General features: G+C 42.6%; 14 protein-coding genes and 1 other annotated feature. Of the genes, 2 read left to right on the forward strand and 12 right to left on the reverse strand.

Annotated features, from left to right (window positions below):
* Window positions 1–3 precede the first annotated feature (3 nt).
* Window positions 4–2,649 carry a valine--tRNA ligase gene (locus ACXAD1_RS19040; protein WP_474910774.1) on the reverse strand — a complete coding sequence of 882 codons (2,646 nt, stop codon included), beginning with the start codon at window positions 2,647–2,649 and terminating at the stop codon, window positions 4–6.
* Window positions 2,650–2,804: 155 nt separating this feature from the next.
* Window positions 2,805–3,061 (reverse strand) — a binding site (T-box leader).
* A 237-nt stretch (window positions 3,062–3,298) separates the two neighbouring features.
* Between ACXAD1_RS19040 and ACXAD1_RS19045 the strand changes: the two genes are divergently transcribed.
* Window positions 3,299–3,490, forward strand: coding sequence for a hypothetical protein (locus tag ACXAD1_RS19045; protein WP_019380294.1), 192 nt, complete (start codon window positions 3,299–3,301; stop codon window positions 3,488–3,490).
* Window positions 3,491–3,502: 12 nt separating this feature from the next.
* Here the strand turns inward: ACXAD1_RS19045 and ysxE are convergent, their stop codons facing one another.
* The 8 genes from ysxE to hemA all read right to left on the reverse strand — a co-directional run bounded on the left by ysxE (window position 3,503) and on the right by hemA (window position 12,787).
* Window positions 3,503–4,561 carry a spore coat protein YsxE gene (gene ysxE, locus ACXAD1_RS19050; RefSeq protein ID WP_474910775.1) on the reverse strand — a complete coding sequence of 353 codons (1,059 nt, stop codon included), beginning with the start codon at window positions 4,559–4,561 and terminating at the stop codon, window positions 3,503–3,505.
* A gap of 109 nt (window positions 4,562–4,670) precedes the next feature.
* Window positions 4,671–5,921, reverse strand: a complete 1,251-nt coding sequence (spoVID, locus tag ACXAD1_RS19055) for a stage VI sporulation protein D (RefSeq protein WP_474910776.1) — start codon at window positions 5,919–5,921, stop codon at window positions 4,671–4,673.
* 321 nt (window positions 5,922–6,242) lie between these two features.
* Window positions 6,243–7,529, reverse strand: a complete 1,287-nt coding sequence (hemL, locus tag ACXAD1_RS19060; protein WP_206838971.1) for a glutamate-1-semialdehyde 2,1-aminomutase — start codon at window positions 7,527–7,529, stop codon at window positions 6,243–6,245.
* Between the two features lie 54 nt (window positions 7,530–7,583).
* Window positions 7,584–8,564, reverse strand: coding sequence for a porphobilinogen synthase (gene hemB / locus ACXAD1_RS19065; protein WP_206838973.1), 981 nt, complete (start codon window positions 8,562–8,564; stop codon window positions 7,584–7,586).
* Window positions 8,564–9,346, reverse strand: a complete 783-nt coding sequence (locus ACXAD1_RS19070; protein WP_206838974.1) for a uroporphyrinogen-III synthase — start codon at window positions 9,344–9,346, stop codon at window positions 8,564–8,566. Before ACXAD1_RS19070 ends, hemB begins: the two co-directional genes overlap by 1 nt.
* Window positions 9,343–10,278: a hydroxymethylbilane synthase gene (hemC, locus tag ACXAD1_RS19075; protein ID WP_206838976.1), complete on the reverse strand. Its 936-nt coding sequence runs from the start codon at window positions 10,276–10,278 to the stop codon at window positions 9,343–9,345. Before hemC ends, ACXAD1_RS19070 begins: the two co-directional genes overlap by 4 nt.
* Window positions 10,279–10,589: 311 nt before the next feature.
* Window positions 10,590–11,423 carry a cytochrome c biogenesis protein gene (locus ACXAD1_RS19080; RefSeq protein WP_206838986.1) on the reverse strand — a complete coding sequence of 278 codons (834 nt, stop codon included), beginning with the start codon at window positions 11,421–11,423 and terminating at the stop codon, window positions 10,590–10,592.
* Between the two features lie 14 nt (window positions 11,424–11,437).
* Window positions 11,438–12,787: a glutamyl-tRNA reductase gene (gene hemA, locus ACXAD1_RS19085; protein ID WP_206838988.1), complete on the reverse strand. Its 1,350-nt coding sequence runs from the start codon at window positions 12,785–12,787 to the stop codon at window positions 11,438–11,440.
* A gap of 225 nt (window positions 12,788–13,012) precedes the next feature.
* Between hemA and ACXAD1_RS19090 the strand changes: the two genes are divergently transcribed.
* Complete coding sequence (locus tag ACXAD1_RS19090; RefSeq protein ID WP_206838989.1) at window positions 13,013–13,498, forward strand: LiaI-LiaF-like domain-containing protein; 486 nt, start codon at window positions 13,013–13,015, stop codon at window positions 13,496–13,498.
* A 329-nt stretch (window positions 13,499–13,827) separates the two neighbouring features.
* On the opposite strand, the gene ACXAD1_RS19095 is transcribed toward ACXAD1_RS19090, so the two are convergent.
* From ACXAD1_RS19095 to ACXAD1_RS19105, 3 genes are all read right to left on the reverse strand, one after another.
* Entirely contained in the window at window positions 13,828–14,565 is a 738-nt protein-coding gene (locus tag ACXAD1_RS19095; protein ID WP_280516076.1) for an amino acid ABC transporter ATP-binding protein, read from the reverse strand.
* 14 nt (window positions 14,566–14,579) lie between these two features.
* On the reverse strand, window positions 14,580–15,227 hold the full coding sequence (locus ACXAD1_RS19100; RefSeq protein WP_206838991.1) for an amino acid ABC transporter permease: 648 nt from the start codon (window positions 15,225–15,227) through the stop codon (window positions 14,580–14,582).
* A gap of 80 nt (window positions 15,228–15,307) precedes the next feature.
* Window positions 15,308–16,090 carry a transporter substrate-binding domain-containing protein gene (locus tag ACXAD1_RS19105; RefSeq protein WP_370223377.1) on the reverse strand — a complete coding sequence of 261 codons (783 nt, stop codon included), beginning with the start codon at window positions 16,088–16,090 and terminating at the stop codon, window positions 15,308–15,310.
* Window positions 16,091–16,405 lie beyond the last annotated feature (315 nt).

The following is a 16,405-nucleotide window of genomic DNA, read 5'->3' on the forward strand; positions in this document are numbered from 1 at the left end:
TAATTATTCTCCTTTTAGCTCTTTAATGCGAGCTTCTACAGCTGCTCTCTTCTCGCTGTAGTCTTGTTCTTTTGCTTTCTCTTCCTCAATTACCTTTTCAGGCGCCTTTTTAATAAAGCCTTCGTTTGAAAGTTTCTTCTGGACTCTTTCAACTTCTTTATTTAATTTATCCCACTCTTTCTGAAGGCGTGCAACTTCTTCTTCAATGTTAATCAGGCCTTCAAGTGGAAGAATGATTTCTGCACCAGTCACAACTGCTGTCATCGCCTTATCAGGCGTCTCAACATTCAGAGCCAGCACTAGTTCTTCAGGGTTACAGAATCGTTCAATATAGGCACGGTTATTTTCCAGTGTACCCAGAATTTCCTCATCCTTAGCTTTAACCATCATTTTAATCTTCTTGCTCATCGGTGTGTTCACTTCAGCACGGCTGTTGCGGACAGAGCGGATGATTTCTACAAGCAGCTTCATTTCGTTTGCAGCCTGGGTATCTGTATACTCATCGTTTACTTCCGGCCACTGGGCAACCGTAATGGATTCACCTGAATGAGGAAGGTTCTGCCAAATTTCTTCCGTAATAAATGGCATAAATGGATGCAGCAGACGCATTGTATTGTCCAGAACAAATGCCAGGATGGAACGCGTAGTTTTCTTGGCAGCTTCATCTTCTCCATACAGCGGAAGCTTTGCCATTTCGATATACCAATCACAGAAGTCATCCCAGATGAAGTTATACAGAACTCGGCCAACCTCGCCAAACTCGTAGCGGTCAGACAATCTTGTAACCGTCTCAATTGTTTCATTCAAACGGGTTAATATCCATTTATCGGCAACAGACTTTTCACCGCTTAAATCAATTTCTTCGTATGTTAATCCATCCATGTTCATTAAGGCAAATCGGGATGCGTTCCAGATTTTATTGGCAAAGTTCCATGTTGCCTCAACCTTTTCCATACTAAAGCGCAAATCCTGTCCCGGCGAGCTGCCTGTAGAAAGGAAATAACGGAGTGAATCGGCACCATACTGATCGATTACATCCATTGGATCAACGCCATTTCCAAGGGACTTACTCATCTTGCGTCCCTGTGAGTCACGAACAAGACCATGAATTAATACATCCTGGAATGGACGCTCTCCTGTAAATTCGAGACCCTGGAAGATCATTCGTGATACCCAGAAGAAAATGATATCATAGCCAGTTACCAGAGCAGCAGTCGGATAGTATCTCTTGAAATCGCTTGAGTCAGTATCCGGCCAGCCCATTGTTGAAAATGGCCAAAGGGCTGAACTGAACCAGGTATCCAAAACATCCTTGTCCTGCTCCCAGTTTTCAATATCTTCAGGTGCTTCGTGCCCTACGAAAACCTCACCTGTCTCTTTGTGGTACCAGGCCGGGATGCGGTGGCCCCACCAAAGCTGGCGTGAAATACACCAGTCACGAATATTTTCCATCCAGCGCAGATACGTTTTTTCAAATCGCTCTGGAACAAAGTTTACTTTTTCTTCTTTAGTTTGAAGAGCGATGGCTTCATCAGCAAGGGGCTGCATTTTAACAAACCATTGTGTTGAAAGGTACGGTTCAACTACTGCGCCGCTGCGCTCTGAATGGCCCACAGAATGCATATGTTCTTCAATTTTGAAAAGAACTTCTTCTTCCTGCAGATCCTTCACGATCTGCCTGCGGCATTCAAAGCGGTCCATATCCTGGTATTTACCGGCTCTGCTGTTCATTGTGCCATCTTCATTCATTACAAGAATTCTTTCAAGATTGTGGCGGTTTCCAATTTCGAAATCATTTGGGTCATGAGCCGGCGTAATTTTTACTGCACCTGACCCGAAATCCATTTCTACATAATCATCTGCAACTATTGGAATTTCGCGTCCTGTGATCGGCAGTTTAACTGTTTTGCCGATTAAATGCTTATAGCGCTCATCTTCCGGGTGTACTGCTACAGCTGTATCGCCAAGCATCGTTTCAGGGCGTGTAGTGGCAATTTCGATATGACCTGAGCCATCTGTCAGAGGATATCTCATATGGTAGAAAGCACCTTGCACATCCTTATAAATAACTTCGATATCAGAAAGGGCCGTTTTCGTAGACGGATCCCAGTTGATGATGTACTCGCCGCGATAAATCAAACCTTTATTATAAAGTGAAACGAAAACCTCTCTAACAGCTTTTGATAAGCCTTCATCAAGGGTGAAGCGTTCACGGCTGTAATCAAGCCCTAATCCAAGCTTTGACCATTGCTGGCGAATATGGCTCGCATACTCATCTTTCCATTTCCAAGTTTCTTCTACGAACTTCTCACGGCCTAAATCATAGCGGCTTTTGCCTTCATTGCGAAGCTTTTCTTCAACCTTTGCCTGAGTGGCAATACCCGCATGGTCCATTCCTGGAAGCCATAATACATCGTATCCCTGCATACGCTTCATCCGGGTGAGGATATCCTGCAGGGTCGTATCCCATGCATGGCCAAGATGAAGCTTTCCAGTTACGTTCGGAGGCGGAATTACAATTGTATAGGGCTGTTTAGTTTCATCGTCTTTTGCTTCAAAAAACTTCCCTTCGAGCCACCAGTCATATCGTCCTTTTTCAATCCCCTGCGGATCATATTTCGTCGGCATTGATAATTCATTACTATCCATATGTCATTCTTCCTTTCTAAAAACAATCCTAAACAAGAAAAGCGGAAGCGCCTTGCCCACCCCCGACATGTTGAGGGGATAGGCGCTGGAGCTAGACAGTTATCGACGTTTAGAATTGAATACTTTCTTTTAAAAATAAAAAACTCCATTCGCCATAAAAGGACGAATGGAGTATGCTTCGCGGTACCACCTTTTTTTCAATCACCAAAGAAAATCAGGGAAAGACATTCTTATAGAGATTGACACTTAATCAGATAACGGATTTCCCGTCTTTTACTACTAGGCTGCAGCCTTTCGCAAAAGATGCTCTAGGGCGACCTTCCAACGGTTCTGCCTGGATAACCTTTCAGCTGCTGGTTTTCCTCTCTAAAAGGCAAATGGCCATTGTACTCTTCCCTGTCTTAGCATCGATATTCAATTTTATATATAAAATATACTACCGAAAAAAGACTATTATAGTCAATAAGGATACCCGAGTTTTTTTTATATTATTCATTATTACCATTGAAGTGATGATGATTTTGCCCGAAAAAAATATTATAGGGGGTATAAAAATGCCGTTATACAGGAAAGAAACGAAAATAGGCACTTTACCGGTAAATGAATCATAGAATATACATATGAACATTCGGGAAAGGGGCATGCGACAATGAGAAGAAAATATAATCCTTACACACTGCCTCCCTGGTTAAGAACTTTCAGGAATGTGTGTGCACAGTTTATTATCCCGTTCTGTGTTTTTCAAGGCATAAGAACAATTTTGCTGCCTACCACCTTTGATGTACTGCTGCTATCGCTGTTCATTCTGATTGCAATTGCTTTCCACCTTCAACTGGTTTAGGAGCCCGCATTTTTAGCTTTGGGCTCCTTCTTGCGCTTGAGCTTCGGCAGCTGCCATTGCTTCTTGTTTTTGCCGTTCGATTTCATCGATTCTCATTGCAGCATATTCAATATTTTTTAAAAGCCAATACTGCCTTTGCAAATGCTGGACAGCCTTTCTTTCCCCCCTTTTTCCTTCCCCTTTATAATATTGCTCAGCAGCCCTGATAATAGGACCCGGATGAGCAAAGTAACTTTGAAACAGCAGCATCTCATCGTCTCTGAATGGAAAGTATTTCATATAATTGTAAATCCACTCTACACATTCTTCCGATCTTTTCGGATAAGTTTTCAGCGTTCTAGATAAAAACGGCAATAAATCATGGAGCGGCGACCCCTGTCTTGCATTTTCAAAATTCGTGAAGAATCCATATCCCCTATCGTCGTATAGAAAATGTTCGGTTGAAACTTTCCCATGAATGATTACCGTTCGTGCTTTGTCGCTTTCTTTCGTTTTTTCATACCAATCTTTAAATTTGTTTGTGGAGAATTTTAATGCCTGGCTGACATCGTGATAATAAAGTGAAAACATTAGCTCAAAGGGGGACATATACTCTTTTCTTTCGCATGATTCAATAAATCCGTCCAAAAATTCATTTTCCTTTTCCCATTCCTGCAAGGTTTTCTCATAATGATCGGTTCGATCTTCCTTTTTTATAGGAACTTCCCGCGAGGACAATGTGTGCAGTCTTGCCAGTTCCCTCAGCATTTGCTGATGCCTCTCAAATCTGTCCTCCTTTTCTTCATTGGGCATCCAGGGCATTAAATAAAATAATTCATTCTGATGGAGCACTGCATATCTTCCATCCACCGTCGGGTAAATAGGAACAATTCTGTTATACCCTTTTTGAAAGAGAGTTTGTACATGCCTTATAAAATCCGCTCCATGCTGAGGCTTTATTTTCTTCAGAGCAAACACACCTTTGCTGCTGTAAACCTTTTGAACTCTCCCAAACTCCTCTACAAAATGCGGCTCTAATGAATAATGATTTAAAATGGGGGAGACTTTCCGCAGCCGATTTTTTTCTTCCACCTAAACCACTCACTTTCCAGAATGAGAAAAAATGATGTTATTCTGAAATATATTAGCTAAACGAAAATAGCTGAGCGGGTTATCAATACCTGCTCAGCCTTTTAACCATTTAATGGGCTACCGCAACAGGAATGTACAGCACTTGCCCTTCATAAATATCCTGATTGATTTCAAGATGATTCACCCGTAATAGCTGCTGGGCTGGTATATCATACCTTTCAGCAATGGCATCAATTGTGTCGCCGTTCTGCACAATGCAAACCTTGAGCTTAACATGTTCCTCTGTCTCTTCTTTCCGGGCAAAGAACTCTGTTAACGACATGCTTTTCTTCTTGGAGAGTTTCTTCTTCTTAGCTTCCTGTTCTGAAGAGGATGAGGATTCCTCTGTTTCCTCATGAGCTGCCTGTGCAGCCGCTTGAACAGGCTTCTTTTCAAAGGAAGGACTATCTGATTCTGATGCTTCCGTCATTTGATAGATTTCCTGTGCGGTTGGCGGTGCTTCCTCCTCATTGCGCTGAGAAGAAAAAGATATTTCCGGTGCAGTTTTTGGCGTCTGTTCTTCTTCTGGCTGCTCTTGTTTTACTTCGAGGGCTGCAGGCACTGACGGTTTAATCACTTCTTGCTCTACCACTTCTGGCTGCTTTCTTGCTTCCGCCTCAAATGGAATATATACCTCATCTGTTTCTGGCTGCTCTTCCTGAGGCTCCTCTTCCCGTATATCTTCCTCGGTGCCAGCGTATACCTTTTCCTCTCTTTCTTCCTCCTCCTCCTGCTCCTGTTCTTCTAGCTGATATGAAGGCCATTCCTGCTGAATTATTTCTTCTTCCTCTATCTCCTCTGCCGCTGCAGAAGACCTGTACAGAGGCTCTAATTCTTCCGTTTCAGTTTCAGCTTCTTCCTCCCATTCTTGAATAGGAACATGCTGCTGATCGCCATACAATCCGGTTATGGTTAAATTTGCTGTCAATTTCATACAGCTTCGTTCCGGCAGAACATAATCGAAGGACTCTACCGCAACGTCAATATCGTAGATGCTTTGGATTCTATTATTCGGAATAGTGATATCGACAGGAAAATAGTGTTTGAATTCACAAACTCCTTCTCCTCTTTCTTCAACTGTCTGAACGAATTTGGTGACTGCCAAATCCTCTTGTTCTTCCTCAGATGCTTCTTCATCGCTGCGTCTATACTCACCTGCCAGTTCAAGAGCTCCCTGGATCGTTACATATTGATCGCTTTCCTGAATTGTTATATTGGGGTCTAACGAGATGGAAATCAGGTCCGATACTTCCTGTCCTTTTTGAAACCATACTGATTCTTCTAAAGAAAATCGTAAACACGATGGATTCCCCTGAGACAAAGCGACTCCTCCCTTCGAATCTTTACGTTTAATCACTATGTCATTAACAATCCTATGAGGGATTAGGATACTTTATGATTAGAAAAATAGCGCTCTGAGGGAATCTTAGATTAATTTAGAAAAAGTTCCTTGGATTAGACTTTTATCGTTCCTTCCACTCCAATCAACACCGTGCAAAATAAAAATTTTGGATAATCACAGTCTATTGAATTCCAGCAACAGTAAAGGGGTTTCTTTCAAACGATACATAAAGACTCAAATAACCATAATTATAAGGGCATAAAAAAACACTCATCAAACCTGATGAGTGTCAGGTCTTGCTTATTTTAATTTGGAGAATGCCTTTTCAGCTGCCTGGATTGTTTTTTCAATATCTTCATCAGTGTGTGCAGTTGAGAGGAAGAGTCCTTCGAATTGGGATGGCGGCAGGAAGACTCCCTGGTTTGCCATTTCCCTGTAGTATTCTGCAAAGAAATCCAGGTTGGATGTTTTAGCTTTTTCATAGTTAATAACATTTTCATTTGTAAAGAAGATGCCAATCATGGATCCTGCACGGTTAATGGTGTGCGGGATATCATATTTTTCAGCAGCTGCTTTAAGCCCTTCTTCCAATCTGTCAGCTTTTCTTTCAAATTCTTTGTAGGAATGTGGAGTCAGCTGGCTTAAAGTCTCGAAGCCGGCAGTCATGGCAAGAGGGTTTCCAGATAGTGTTCCTGCCTGGTAAATTGGACCGCTTGGTGCAATCTGCTTCATAATTTCCGCTTTTCCGCCATATGCACCAACTGGGAGCCCACCGCCAATAACTTTTCCGAGACATGTAATATCCGGTGTCACTCCAAAGTAGCCCTGCGCACAATTATAGCCGACGCGGAAACCAGTCATTACTTCATCAAAAATAAGCAGTGAGCCGTTTTGCTCTGTAATTTCTCTTAAGCCTTCAAGGAAGCCTGGCTGAGGAGGAACGACTCCCATATTTCCAGCTACCGGTTCCACAATCACACCTGCTATATCATCTCCGAATTGCTCAAAGGCATATCTTACGCTTTCTAGGTCATTGTAAGGCACCGTAATTGTATTTTTGGCAACTCCTTCTGGAACACCTGGACTGTCAGGCAGCCCCAGGGTTGCTACACCAGAACCAGCTTTAATTAAAAGGGAATCACCGTGGCCATGATAGCAGCCTTCAAATTTCATGATTTTATTTCGGCCGGTATATCCTCGGGCAAGCCTCAGGGCACTCATAGTAGCTTCTGTTCCGGATGAAACCATTCGCACCACTTCAATGGAAGGCACGCGTTCAATGACCAGCTTGGCAAGCTCGTTCTCGATTTCAGTAGGAGCTCCAAAGCTTGTCCCCATTTCAGCTACTTTCTTAATACCTTCGACCACACGTTCATTAGTATGGCCGAGGATCAATGGGCCCCAGGACAAAACATAATCAATATATTCATTTCCATCGATATCGTAGATTTTAGAGCCTCGTCCGCGTTCCATAAAAATGGGATCCATATTAACTGATTTAAAGGCACGTACAGGGGAGTTTACTCCTCCAGGCATCAATTCGCTTGCCTCTTTAAAAGCCTTGACAGATTTTTCGTAAGAGCGCATGTCATCCCTCTTTTCGTTTAATAAGAAATTTTCAATTACTAAGACATCATATTATTAGTACTGTTCCTTAATCCACCTTGCCGCATCTTTCGCATGGTAAGTAATAATTAAATCACTTCCTGCACGCTTCATGCCTGTGAGCATTTCCATGACGATTTTCTGTTCATCGATCCAGCCGTTCTGTGCAGCCGCTTTAACCATTGAATATTCACCGCTCACATTATAAATCACAATCGGAAGGTTGATGTTGTTTTTAACATCCCGAACTATATCCAGATAAGGCATTCCCGGCTTAACAATCAGGAAGTCTGCCCCTTCCATTAAGTCAGATTCAGCTTCGCGCATGGCTTCCATGCGGTTGGAAGGATCCATCTGATATGCTTTTCGGTCGCCAAATTGAGGCGTACTGTCAGCTGCATCACGGAAAGGACCGTAGAATGCAGAAGCGTATTTAACCGCATAAGACATAACCGGGATATCTTCAAATCCGGCTTCATCGAGACCAGCACGGATCGCTGCTGTAAATCCGTCCATCATATTTGACGGGGCAATTATGTCTGCTCCTGCTTTAGCCTGGCTGACAGCTGTCTGCACAAGCAGTTCGAGGGATGCATCGTTCAGCACTTCTCCATTTTCAATCAACCCGCAATGGCCATGATCGGTATACTCGCAAAGGCATGTATCAGCAATTACGATAATTTCCGGATATCTAGCTTTTATAAATCTTGTAGCTTCCTGTACGATTCCATGATCATGATAAGCCTGCTGCCCGCATGCATCTTTCTCTTTCGGTATTCCAAATAAGAGCACCGATTTTATTCCAAGAGAAACAACCTCATTCATTTCCTCTTCAAGGTGATCAAGCGACAAATTGTATATTCCCGGCATTGAAGGGATTTCTCTTTTAATGCCGTCTCCTTCTGCCACGAAAATCGGATATATTAAATCCTCTGTACGCAAGAAGTTCTCACGGATAAGCGCTCTCATATTCGGACTTTTGCGAAGGCGTCTATGTCTATTAAATTGAAGATCCATTATATTTCCCTCCTGATTTCTGCCAAGTAGCTAATAATACTCTTTAGCATGCTATGTACTGTATATTCTTCAGGAACCGCATGAACCTGCAGCCCGTAGGCATTTGCGCGATCTCTAGTCACAGGCCCGATGCAGCCCACCACACTGTCTTTAACAGCATTCTGATATCCAAGCTCCTTTAAAGCCCCTATAAAATGATCCACTGTGGAAGGGCTGGTAAAAGGAAGGACATCTAACCCGGTTCCAGAAAGCTGTTTTTTTATCAGATCAATGCTTTCACGTGGAAAAGTTGTCTCATAAACAATGATTTCATCAACGTCTGCACCATTTTCCGAAAGGGAGGCTGCGATATAGTCACGTGCCAGATTCCCTTTGGGGATTAATACTTTCATTCCTTCTTCTACAAATGGCAAAAAATCCTCAACAAACCCTTCAGCAACATATTCCCGGGGCATAAACTGCACCTTTAATCCCTTATCCATAAGCAATTTCTTAGTCTTCTCTCCGATAACCGCTATGTTAGGGAAAGGCCCGTCCAGACTCAGATTTTCAAAAAAAGCATCCACAGCTATTTTGCTTGTAAAAATCACCCAATCATACGTGTGAATCCGCTTATGGGCTTGAAATAAAACTTCCTTATCCTCCAAAGGCTCGAAAGCAATCAAGGGGATCTCAACAGGTATCCCCCCATAGCTTTGGATAAGAGCTGAAAAGGAGTGAGCCTGATTTTTCCCTCTTGGCACTAAAACAGTCATGCCTTCTAAAGGGGAAGTCTGTTTCATTGCCCGTCAAGCTCCTCTTTAACCCTGTCAATCAGCTCTTTGGCCCCCTGTTCAGTAAGCTTGACTGCCATCTGAACACCAAGTTCTTCAGGATCAGAACCTGTCAGGGTCTCCTTATAAATCACTTTTCCATCAGGGGAACCTACAAGTCCGGTTAACTCCATTTCACCCGTTTCATTAATTGTGGCAAAGCCTGCAATCGGAACCTGGCAGCCGCCTTCCATTTTATGAAGGAACGCACGCTCAGCACGTACTGTCTGATTCGTCTCAGAGCATGTGAATTTATCCAGCAATGCCCGAAGCTCCTTATCACTTTCACGGCACTCAATGGATAGTGCCCCCTGGCCAACAGCCGGCACACAAACTTCCGGCTCCAGGAATTCTGTAACAACATCAGCTGCCCAGCCCATTCTGGAGAGACCAGCTGCTGCAAGGATAATCGCATCATATTCTTCCGTTTCCAGTTTAGATAATCTGGTATCAATATTTCCTCTGATCCACTTAATCTCCAGATCCGGACGCTGTGCGAGCAATTGCGCCGCTCTGCGCAGGCTGCTTGTTCCTACAATAGATCCTTCCTTTAAGTCATTCAGTTTTATATGCCCTTTTGAAATAAGCGCATCCCGATGGTCTTCCCTTTCAGGAATGCTGCCGATTGTCAGGCCTGCCGGAAGAACAGCGGGCATATCCTTCATGCTATGTACAGCCATATCTATTTCTTCGTCAAGCATGGCCTGCTCTATTTCCTTTACGAATAATCCTTTTCCTCCGACCTTCGAAAGGGTAACATCAAGAATTTTATCTCCCTTCGTGACAATTTCCTTCACCTCAAACTCAAAGGACGGGTCAATGCTTTTCAATTGGCTGATCACCCAATTTGTCTGAGTTAGTGCCAGCTTGCTTCGTCTTGAACCTACGATAATTTTTCTCATGACTGCCTCCTGCAAATATGTCTATCTTTGGCTCCTGCTGAACAGTCGCCTCCGCTTTTCTTTACTGTTTTTCCAGCTGCGGCTCTTAGCCCCTCGAGGTCATAAGCTGTTCTGCTCTGCGGCAACCTGCGCCGCGGCCGCAGCCCATCTTATGCTTGTCAGGGCTGAACAGTCGCCTCCGCTTTTCTTTGATATGTCCAGCTGCGGCTCCTAGCCCCTCGAGGTCATAAGCTGTTCTGCTCTGCGGCAACCTGCGCCGCGGCCGCAGCCCATCTTATGCTTGTCGGGGCTGAACAGTCGCCTCCGCTTTTCTAGGAATACCAAAAATGGAAAGATGAAAGTTTGCCAAACAAAAAGAAGTTAATTAATACAATTAAAAATGATGCCAAGTTCCAGAGGGCTAAAGATTTTCCATATAGGCCCTTTCCAACTTTCATATAGAGATAAATACTATATAAAGCAAGGACAATGAATGAACCGATCACCTTGGAGTCATACCAGACCATATAGGGCAACTTAATATATGCCCACTGGATTCCTAAAATTAAACTTATCATCAGCATAGGTACACCGATTACATTTAATACATAGGACATATGTTCAAGCTTTGACAAGTCCGTTATCCGGAGCAGCCGCGTTCCCCATTTTTTCCTTTTGAGCAAATCATATTGAATCAGATAAAGCAGGGAAAATACGAAGGAAAGCGAGAATGCTCCATATGAAAGGATTGCAACTGTTATATGAATCAGCAGAAGTTCTGAGATGAGCTGCTGTGCTTTTACAGCCGAATCAATCTGAACAGGTGCGAATGTATGGATCGCCATTATGATAAAGCCGAGAACATTTGTAAAAAAGACGATAAAATCTACTCTGAGCAGCCTGTTAATTCCCAAAGAAAGAGTGATAAGCACCCAGGCATAAAAGTATAGGCCCTCAAAAATGGTCAATACAGGGAACCTTCCTGTATTAATCATATAAAGTATCAGGAACACCGTTTGAAGCACCCATACAAATGCAAGTAACCAGAAGGCAATCCTATTCGCCTTCCGGTTATGGTGAAGAAAATCAATAAAATATAATAAGACACATAGGGCATACAGAACCACCGTTAATTCGTGCAGCCGTGTCATATAGATGTCAGACATGGACAGGACCCCTTTTACGATTGAAAGGAAGTCTGCGGTGATTGAGCGAATGCGTGCTTTGTTTTGGCTGCTGCGTGCACGTTCTGCTGATCTGAAACAAGTTCTTCTATATTAAAGATTTTTACAAATAAGTCTAATGCCTGTTCGGAATCTTTCTGTCCAGCCATTTCTTTAGCTTGTAAAATAGGATCTTTTAATAGCTGATTGATGATGCTCTTTGTATGCTTGTTCAGCACTTTTTTATCACGATCACTCAAATGCGGCAGCTTTCTTTCAATGCTTGTCATGGTTTCACTCTGTATAGCCAGTGCTTTCTCACGCAAGGCGGAAATTACCGGAACAACACCAAGCAGGTTCAGCCATTGCTTGAATTCAACAATATCCCCTTCAATCATCAGCTGAATCTTCTGGGCTGCCTTTTTACGCTCCTGAAGGTTTGCTTCAACAATGCCTTCAAGATCATCGATATCATATAGGAAAACGCTGTCCAGATCAGCCAATTTCGGATCCAGGTCTCTTGGGACAGCAATATCCACCATAAATAGAGGCTTGCCTTTGCGCATTTTTTCTGCGTAAGCCATCATATCCTTCGTGACAACAAACTCTTTGGCCCCAGTAGAGCTGATTAAAATATCAGCTTCAACAAGGGCACATTGAAGCTCATGCAATGTTTTTGCCTGGCCCGCATAGCGGCTTGCAAGATCCTGCGCTTTTTCAAATGTACGGTTAATAACTGTTACTTTACTGGCTCCGCTGGCATGAAGGTTTTGGATTGCCAGCTCACCCATTTTACCCGCTCCTAAAATAAGAACATGTTTCTTTTCGAGAGAGCCAAAAATCTTCTTTGCCAGTTCCACTGCTGCATAGCTGACAGATACTGCATTTGCCCCTATTTCCGTTTCAGAGTGTGCCCGCTTAGCAAGCGTTACTGCCTGCTTAAACAAGTGGTTGAAGACTGTTCCGGTTGTATTTTCTGATTGAGCCTCCAGAAAACTTGTCCTTACCTGTCCTAAAATCTGTGTCTCGCCAAGGATCATGGAGTTAAGGCCGCATGCTACCTTGAATAGATGCTCAATGGCCCCATCCTCTTCATAAATAAATAGGAATGGAGAAAATTCGCTCTGATCCATATTGAAATGTTCTGCCAAAAATTCCTTTATATAATAGCGGCCAGTATGTAGCTGGTCCACAACTGCATAAATTTCGGTCCGATTGCATGTAGACAGAATGACATTCTCTAAAATGCTTTTTTTGTCATTTAATGTCTGCATTGCCTCGCCCAATTGTGAAGGATTAAAGGTTAGACGTTCACGGATTTCAACAGGGGCAGTTTTATAGTTTAGACCGACGACCAAGATATGCATTGAAATTGACACCCCCAGAATTATTGCCTAGTTCATTAATATTAATTATATCATTTCTATTATTTCAATTAATGCTTAAATGTGAACAGATATTGAACACATATGGTACTATATTTTAAAAAGGAGCCCAGTCCTGGGTTTCCTAAATAGACAAATACTCCCTTATGTACAGTAACAAAAAAACTTGCCGGATTCAAGTGAACCTTATTGGAAGTGGTGTTTTTTATGAAAAATCAGCGTATTTTCCCAGGAATTATTTTACTCGGATTTGGTGCATACTTTTTCCTGCAGCAGAGCGGATTTACTGCCCTACAGCCTTTTTATTCCTGGCCGACTCTTCTCATTATTGTCGGAGCAGCCTTTTTAATTCAGGGATATGGTGCAAGAGATTATGATTCCATATTGCCTGGTGTCATTTTAACCGGATTTGGCCTGCACTTTCATGTGGTGAAACGCCTGGAAATTTGGCCGGATCACATCGGAACATTCATTCTGATAATAGCTCTCGGCTTCCTCCTTCGGCATCAGAAAACAGGGGCAGGATTGTTCCAGAGTATCTTATTTTTAATTCTTGCCGCATTGCTTCTTTTTTATGACAGGGTAGCAGAGTGGATGGGACTGCTGGAAAGTGGTGTTTCTGATGTTTGGCAGCTATGGCCGATTCTTTTAATGCTAATTGGATTATATTTTTTATTATCAAAGAAAAAATAAGGCTCTTTTCGTATATATTGTTGTTTTTGGCCTATTAATGTTGTCCGTTGATTTCCGCTCCAGGATGCTCGCTTTCCGCGGGGCGGTTTGCCTCCTCGACGCTGTGTCTGTGGGGTCTCACCTGTCCCGCTACTCCCGCAGGACTTTGAATAAGCTTCCTTGAGTAAACACCGCACGAAGAAAATGCGAAACCATTTTCGAGGATCTCGCACCTTCCGCTACAATCAACTCAGTAAATAAGGTACATAAAGCAACAAACCTTTCGAAAACATCCAAAAATAAAAGACAGGGATATTTAGCTTTTCCCTGTCTTTTACCATTCAAACTGTTTAGAGAACCGAATCCAGAAAATTTTTGGTTCTCTGTTCTTTTGGATTGTTAAACAGATCCTCCGGATGCCCCACCTCTACAATTTTTCCGTCATGCATATAGACAGCCCAATCTGCTACTTCTCTTGCAAAGCCCATTTCATGAGTGACGACGACCATAGTCATCCCTTCAAGAGCCAGCTCTTTCATTGTGGAAAGCACTTCCCCCACAAGCTCCGGATCAAGTGCAGATGTCGGCTCATCAAAAAGCATGATATCAGGCTTCATTGCCAGTGCCCTTGCAATGGCCACACGCTGTTTTTGTCCGCCTGAAAGTTTTGATGGATATACGTTTTCCTTATCAGAAAGCCCGACTTTTTTTAATAGTTCCTGGGCATCCTTTTTCACTTGATCCTTTGGAAGCTTTTTCACATGTAAAGGTGCTTCCATCACATTTTCGAGAACAGTCATATGAGGAAATAAATGAAAGTGCTGAAAAACCATTCCTACTTTTTCTCTTACTTTATTTAAATCGTGTGTATCTTTTTCAACCTTTTCACCCTCAAAAATGATATTGCCGCTGTCCTTTAATTCAAGAAAGTTTAAACAGCGGAGAAGTGTGCTTTTTCCGGACCCGCTTGCACCGATCAGGCAAACAACATCACTTTCTTTCACTGTTATGTCAATGTCCTTTAGTACGTGAAGATCCCCGAATGATTTGTTCAATTTTTCCACCTTAATCATATACGATTCACTCATGCCTTGATCCCCCCTTAATCACTGCTTGCCATTCTTTTCTCAATCATATTTACAAGGATGGAGAAAATAAGTACAAGTACTAAATAGTAAACAGCTACGATCAGCAAATAGCTCATGTAGTCATATTCATTAGAACCGTATGTCGTGGCTACGTTAAAGAGCTCGTACATGCCGATAAAAGAAGCAAGTGATGAATCCTTCAAAGCAATGATAAATTGATTGCCCAGAGGCGGCATAGCCCGGCGGAAAGCCTGAGGAAGAATGATCCTTCTCATTGCAAGGCCAGCAGTCATACCCAGCGATCGCCCTGCTTCCATTTGTCCTTTGTCTATGGATTGAATAGAGCCCCTGAAAATTTCGGCTATATAGGCACCATTGTGAAAAGCAAGTCCAAGAACAACCGACCAAAACTGTGAAATATCCAATGCTGTCAATCCGAAATAGAAGATAAAAATCTGGACAACAAGAGGCGTTCCCCTGACAAGGAAAATATAGATGTCCGCAATCCATTCCAGAACTTTAATTCTTGAAATCTTTAAAAAGGCAAAAAACAATCCTATAAAAATAGCAATAAACACGGCAACAATGGTTAATTGAAAGGTTAAGAGCATTCCCTTTAAAAATACGGGATATGTATCAATAAACTTTGTAAGCAAATCCACAAAAATCCCCCTTCAGATGGCTATTTCAGTATGTGTAAAAACAAAACAGGCGAATGTTTGTCACACATCCGCCCGCAATGTTATTCCTTCTCAGGATCAACTGTTATATCTTCACCGATATATTTTTTGCTGATTTCTGTGAGTGTTCCATTCTCGCGAAGTGTTTCAAGAGCTTCATTCACTTTTTCGAGCAGCTCTTTATTATCCTTTGCAACAGCAATTGCCTGCTCACTGCGGCCCAGCAGCTCTTTGCCTTCGATTTTCATTCCGGCCCCAATCGCTTCTTTACCTGTTACGAAGTCAGTGATGACAGCATCATGTTTTCCCTTGCTCAAGGCCTCCAGGGCGACGACATCACTATCGTAGAACTGGATGTTATCTGTAACCTCCTCTGCATTTGAAGTGTATGTAGAACCCTTGGATACTGCTATTTCCATGCCTTCGAGATCGGCAAGCGTTTCAACGCTGCTGTCTGGACGCACATATATTTGCGGGCCGGAATAGTAATATGGCGTAGAAAAATTGACTGCCTTCAAACGTTCTTCTGTAATGGTGTGACTGGCTACCGCTGCATCAAAACGGCCGGACTTCACACCTTCGACAATACCGCCAAACTTAAATTTATTCTGAACCGGCTCAAGCCCGAGTTCTTTTGCTACAGCCTCGGCCACATCAATATCAAAGCCGCTCATGCTTCCATCATCATTTGTATAACTAAAAGGTTTGAACTCTCCCGAAGCAGCGTACGTAAATTTGTCTTCGTCTACCAAATCCATTCCGCTTTTAGACGCTTCCTCTGATCCGCATGCCGCCAGGACCAAAACAAAAGCAGCTGCTATAATTCCTTTTAACCAATGTCTCACTAGTCTAAATTCCCCCTTCAGTATCTCTCTTTTATAAATGCCCCTTAACTCTATCATGATTTTAAAATATTCTCAAAATTCATATTATATGATAATTAATGATATTAAAGAATTTAAGCTGTTCTCATCAACTGACCCTCTTTGAACTCCAATATGACTCCATATCCTCCAGTATTCTTCAGATTCCTCACCCTTCGACAAACATTTTATCCATTTTATCCCATAATCTATTCCCCTTCGAAATATTGCAATGAAAGCACTCCTAGGAGGAAAGACCTTAATTCAGAAATACAAAAATCCCGCTGCCCATTGCAG

It is taken from the genome of Cytobacillus sp. ABV4_503, assembly GCF_056158445.1.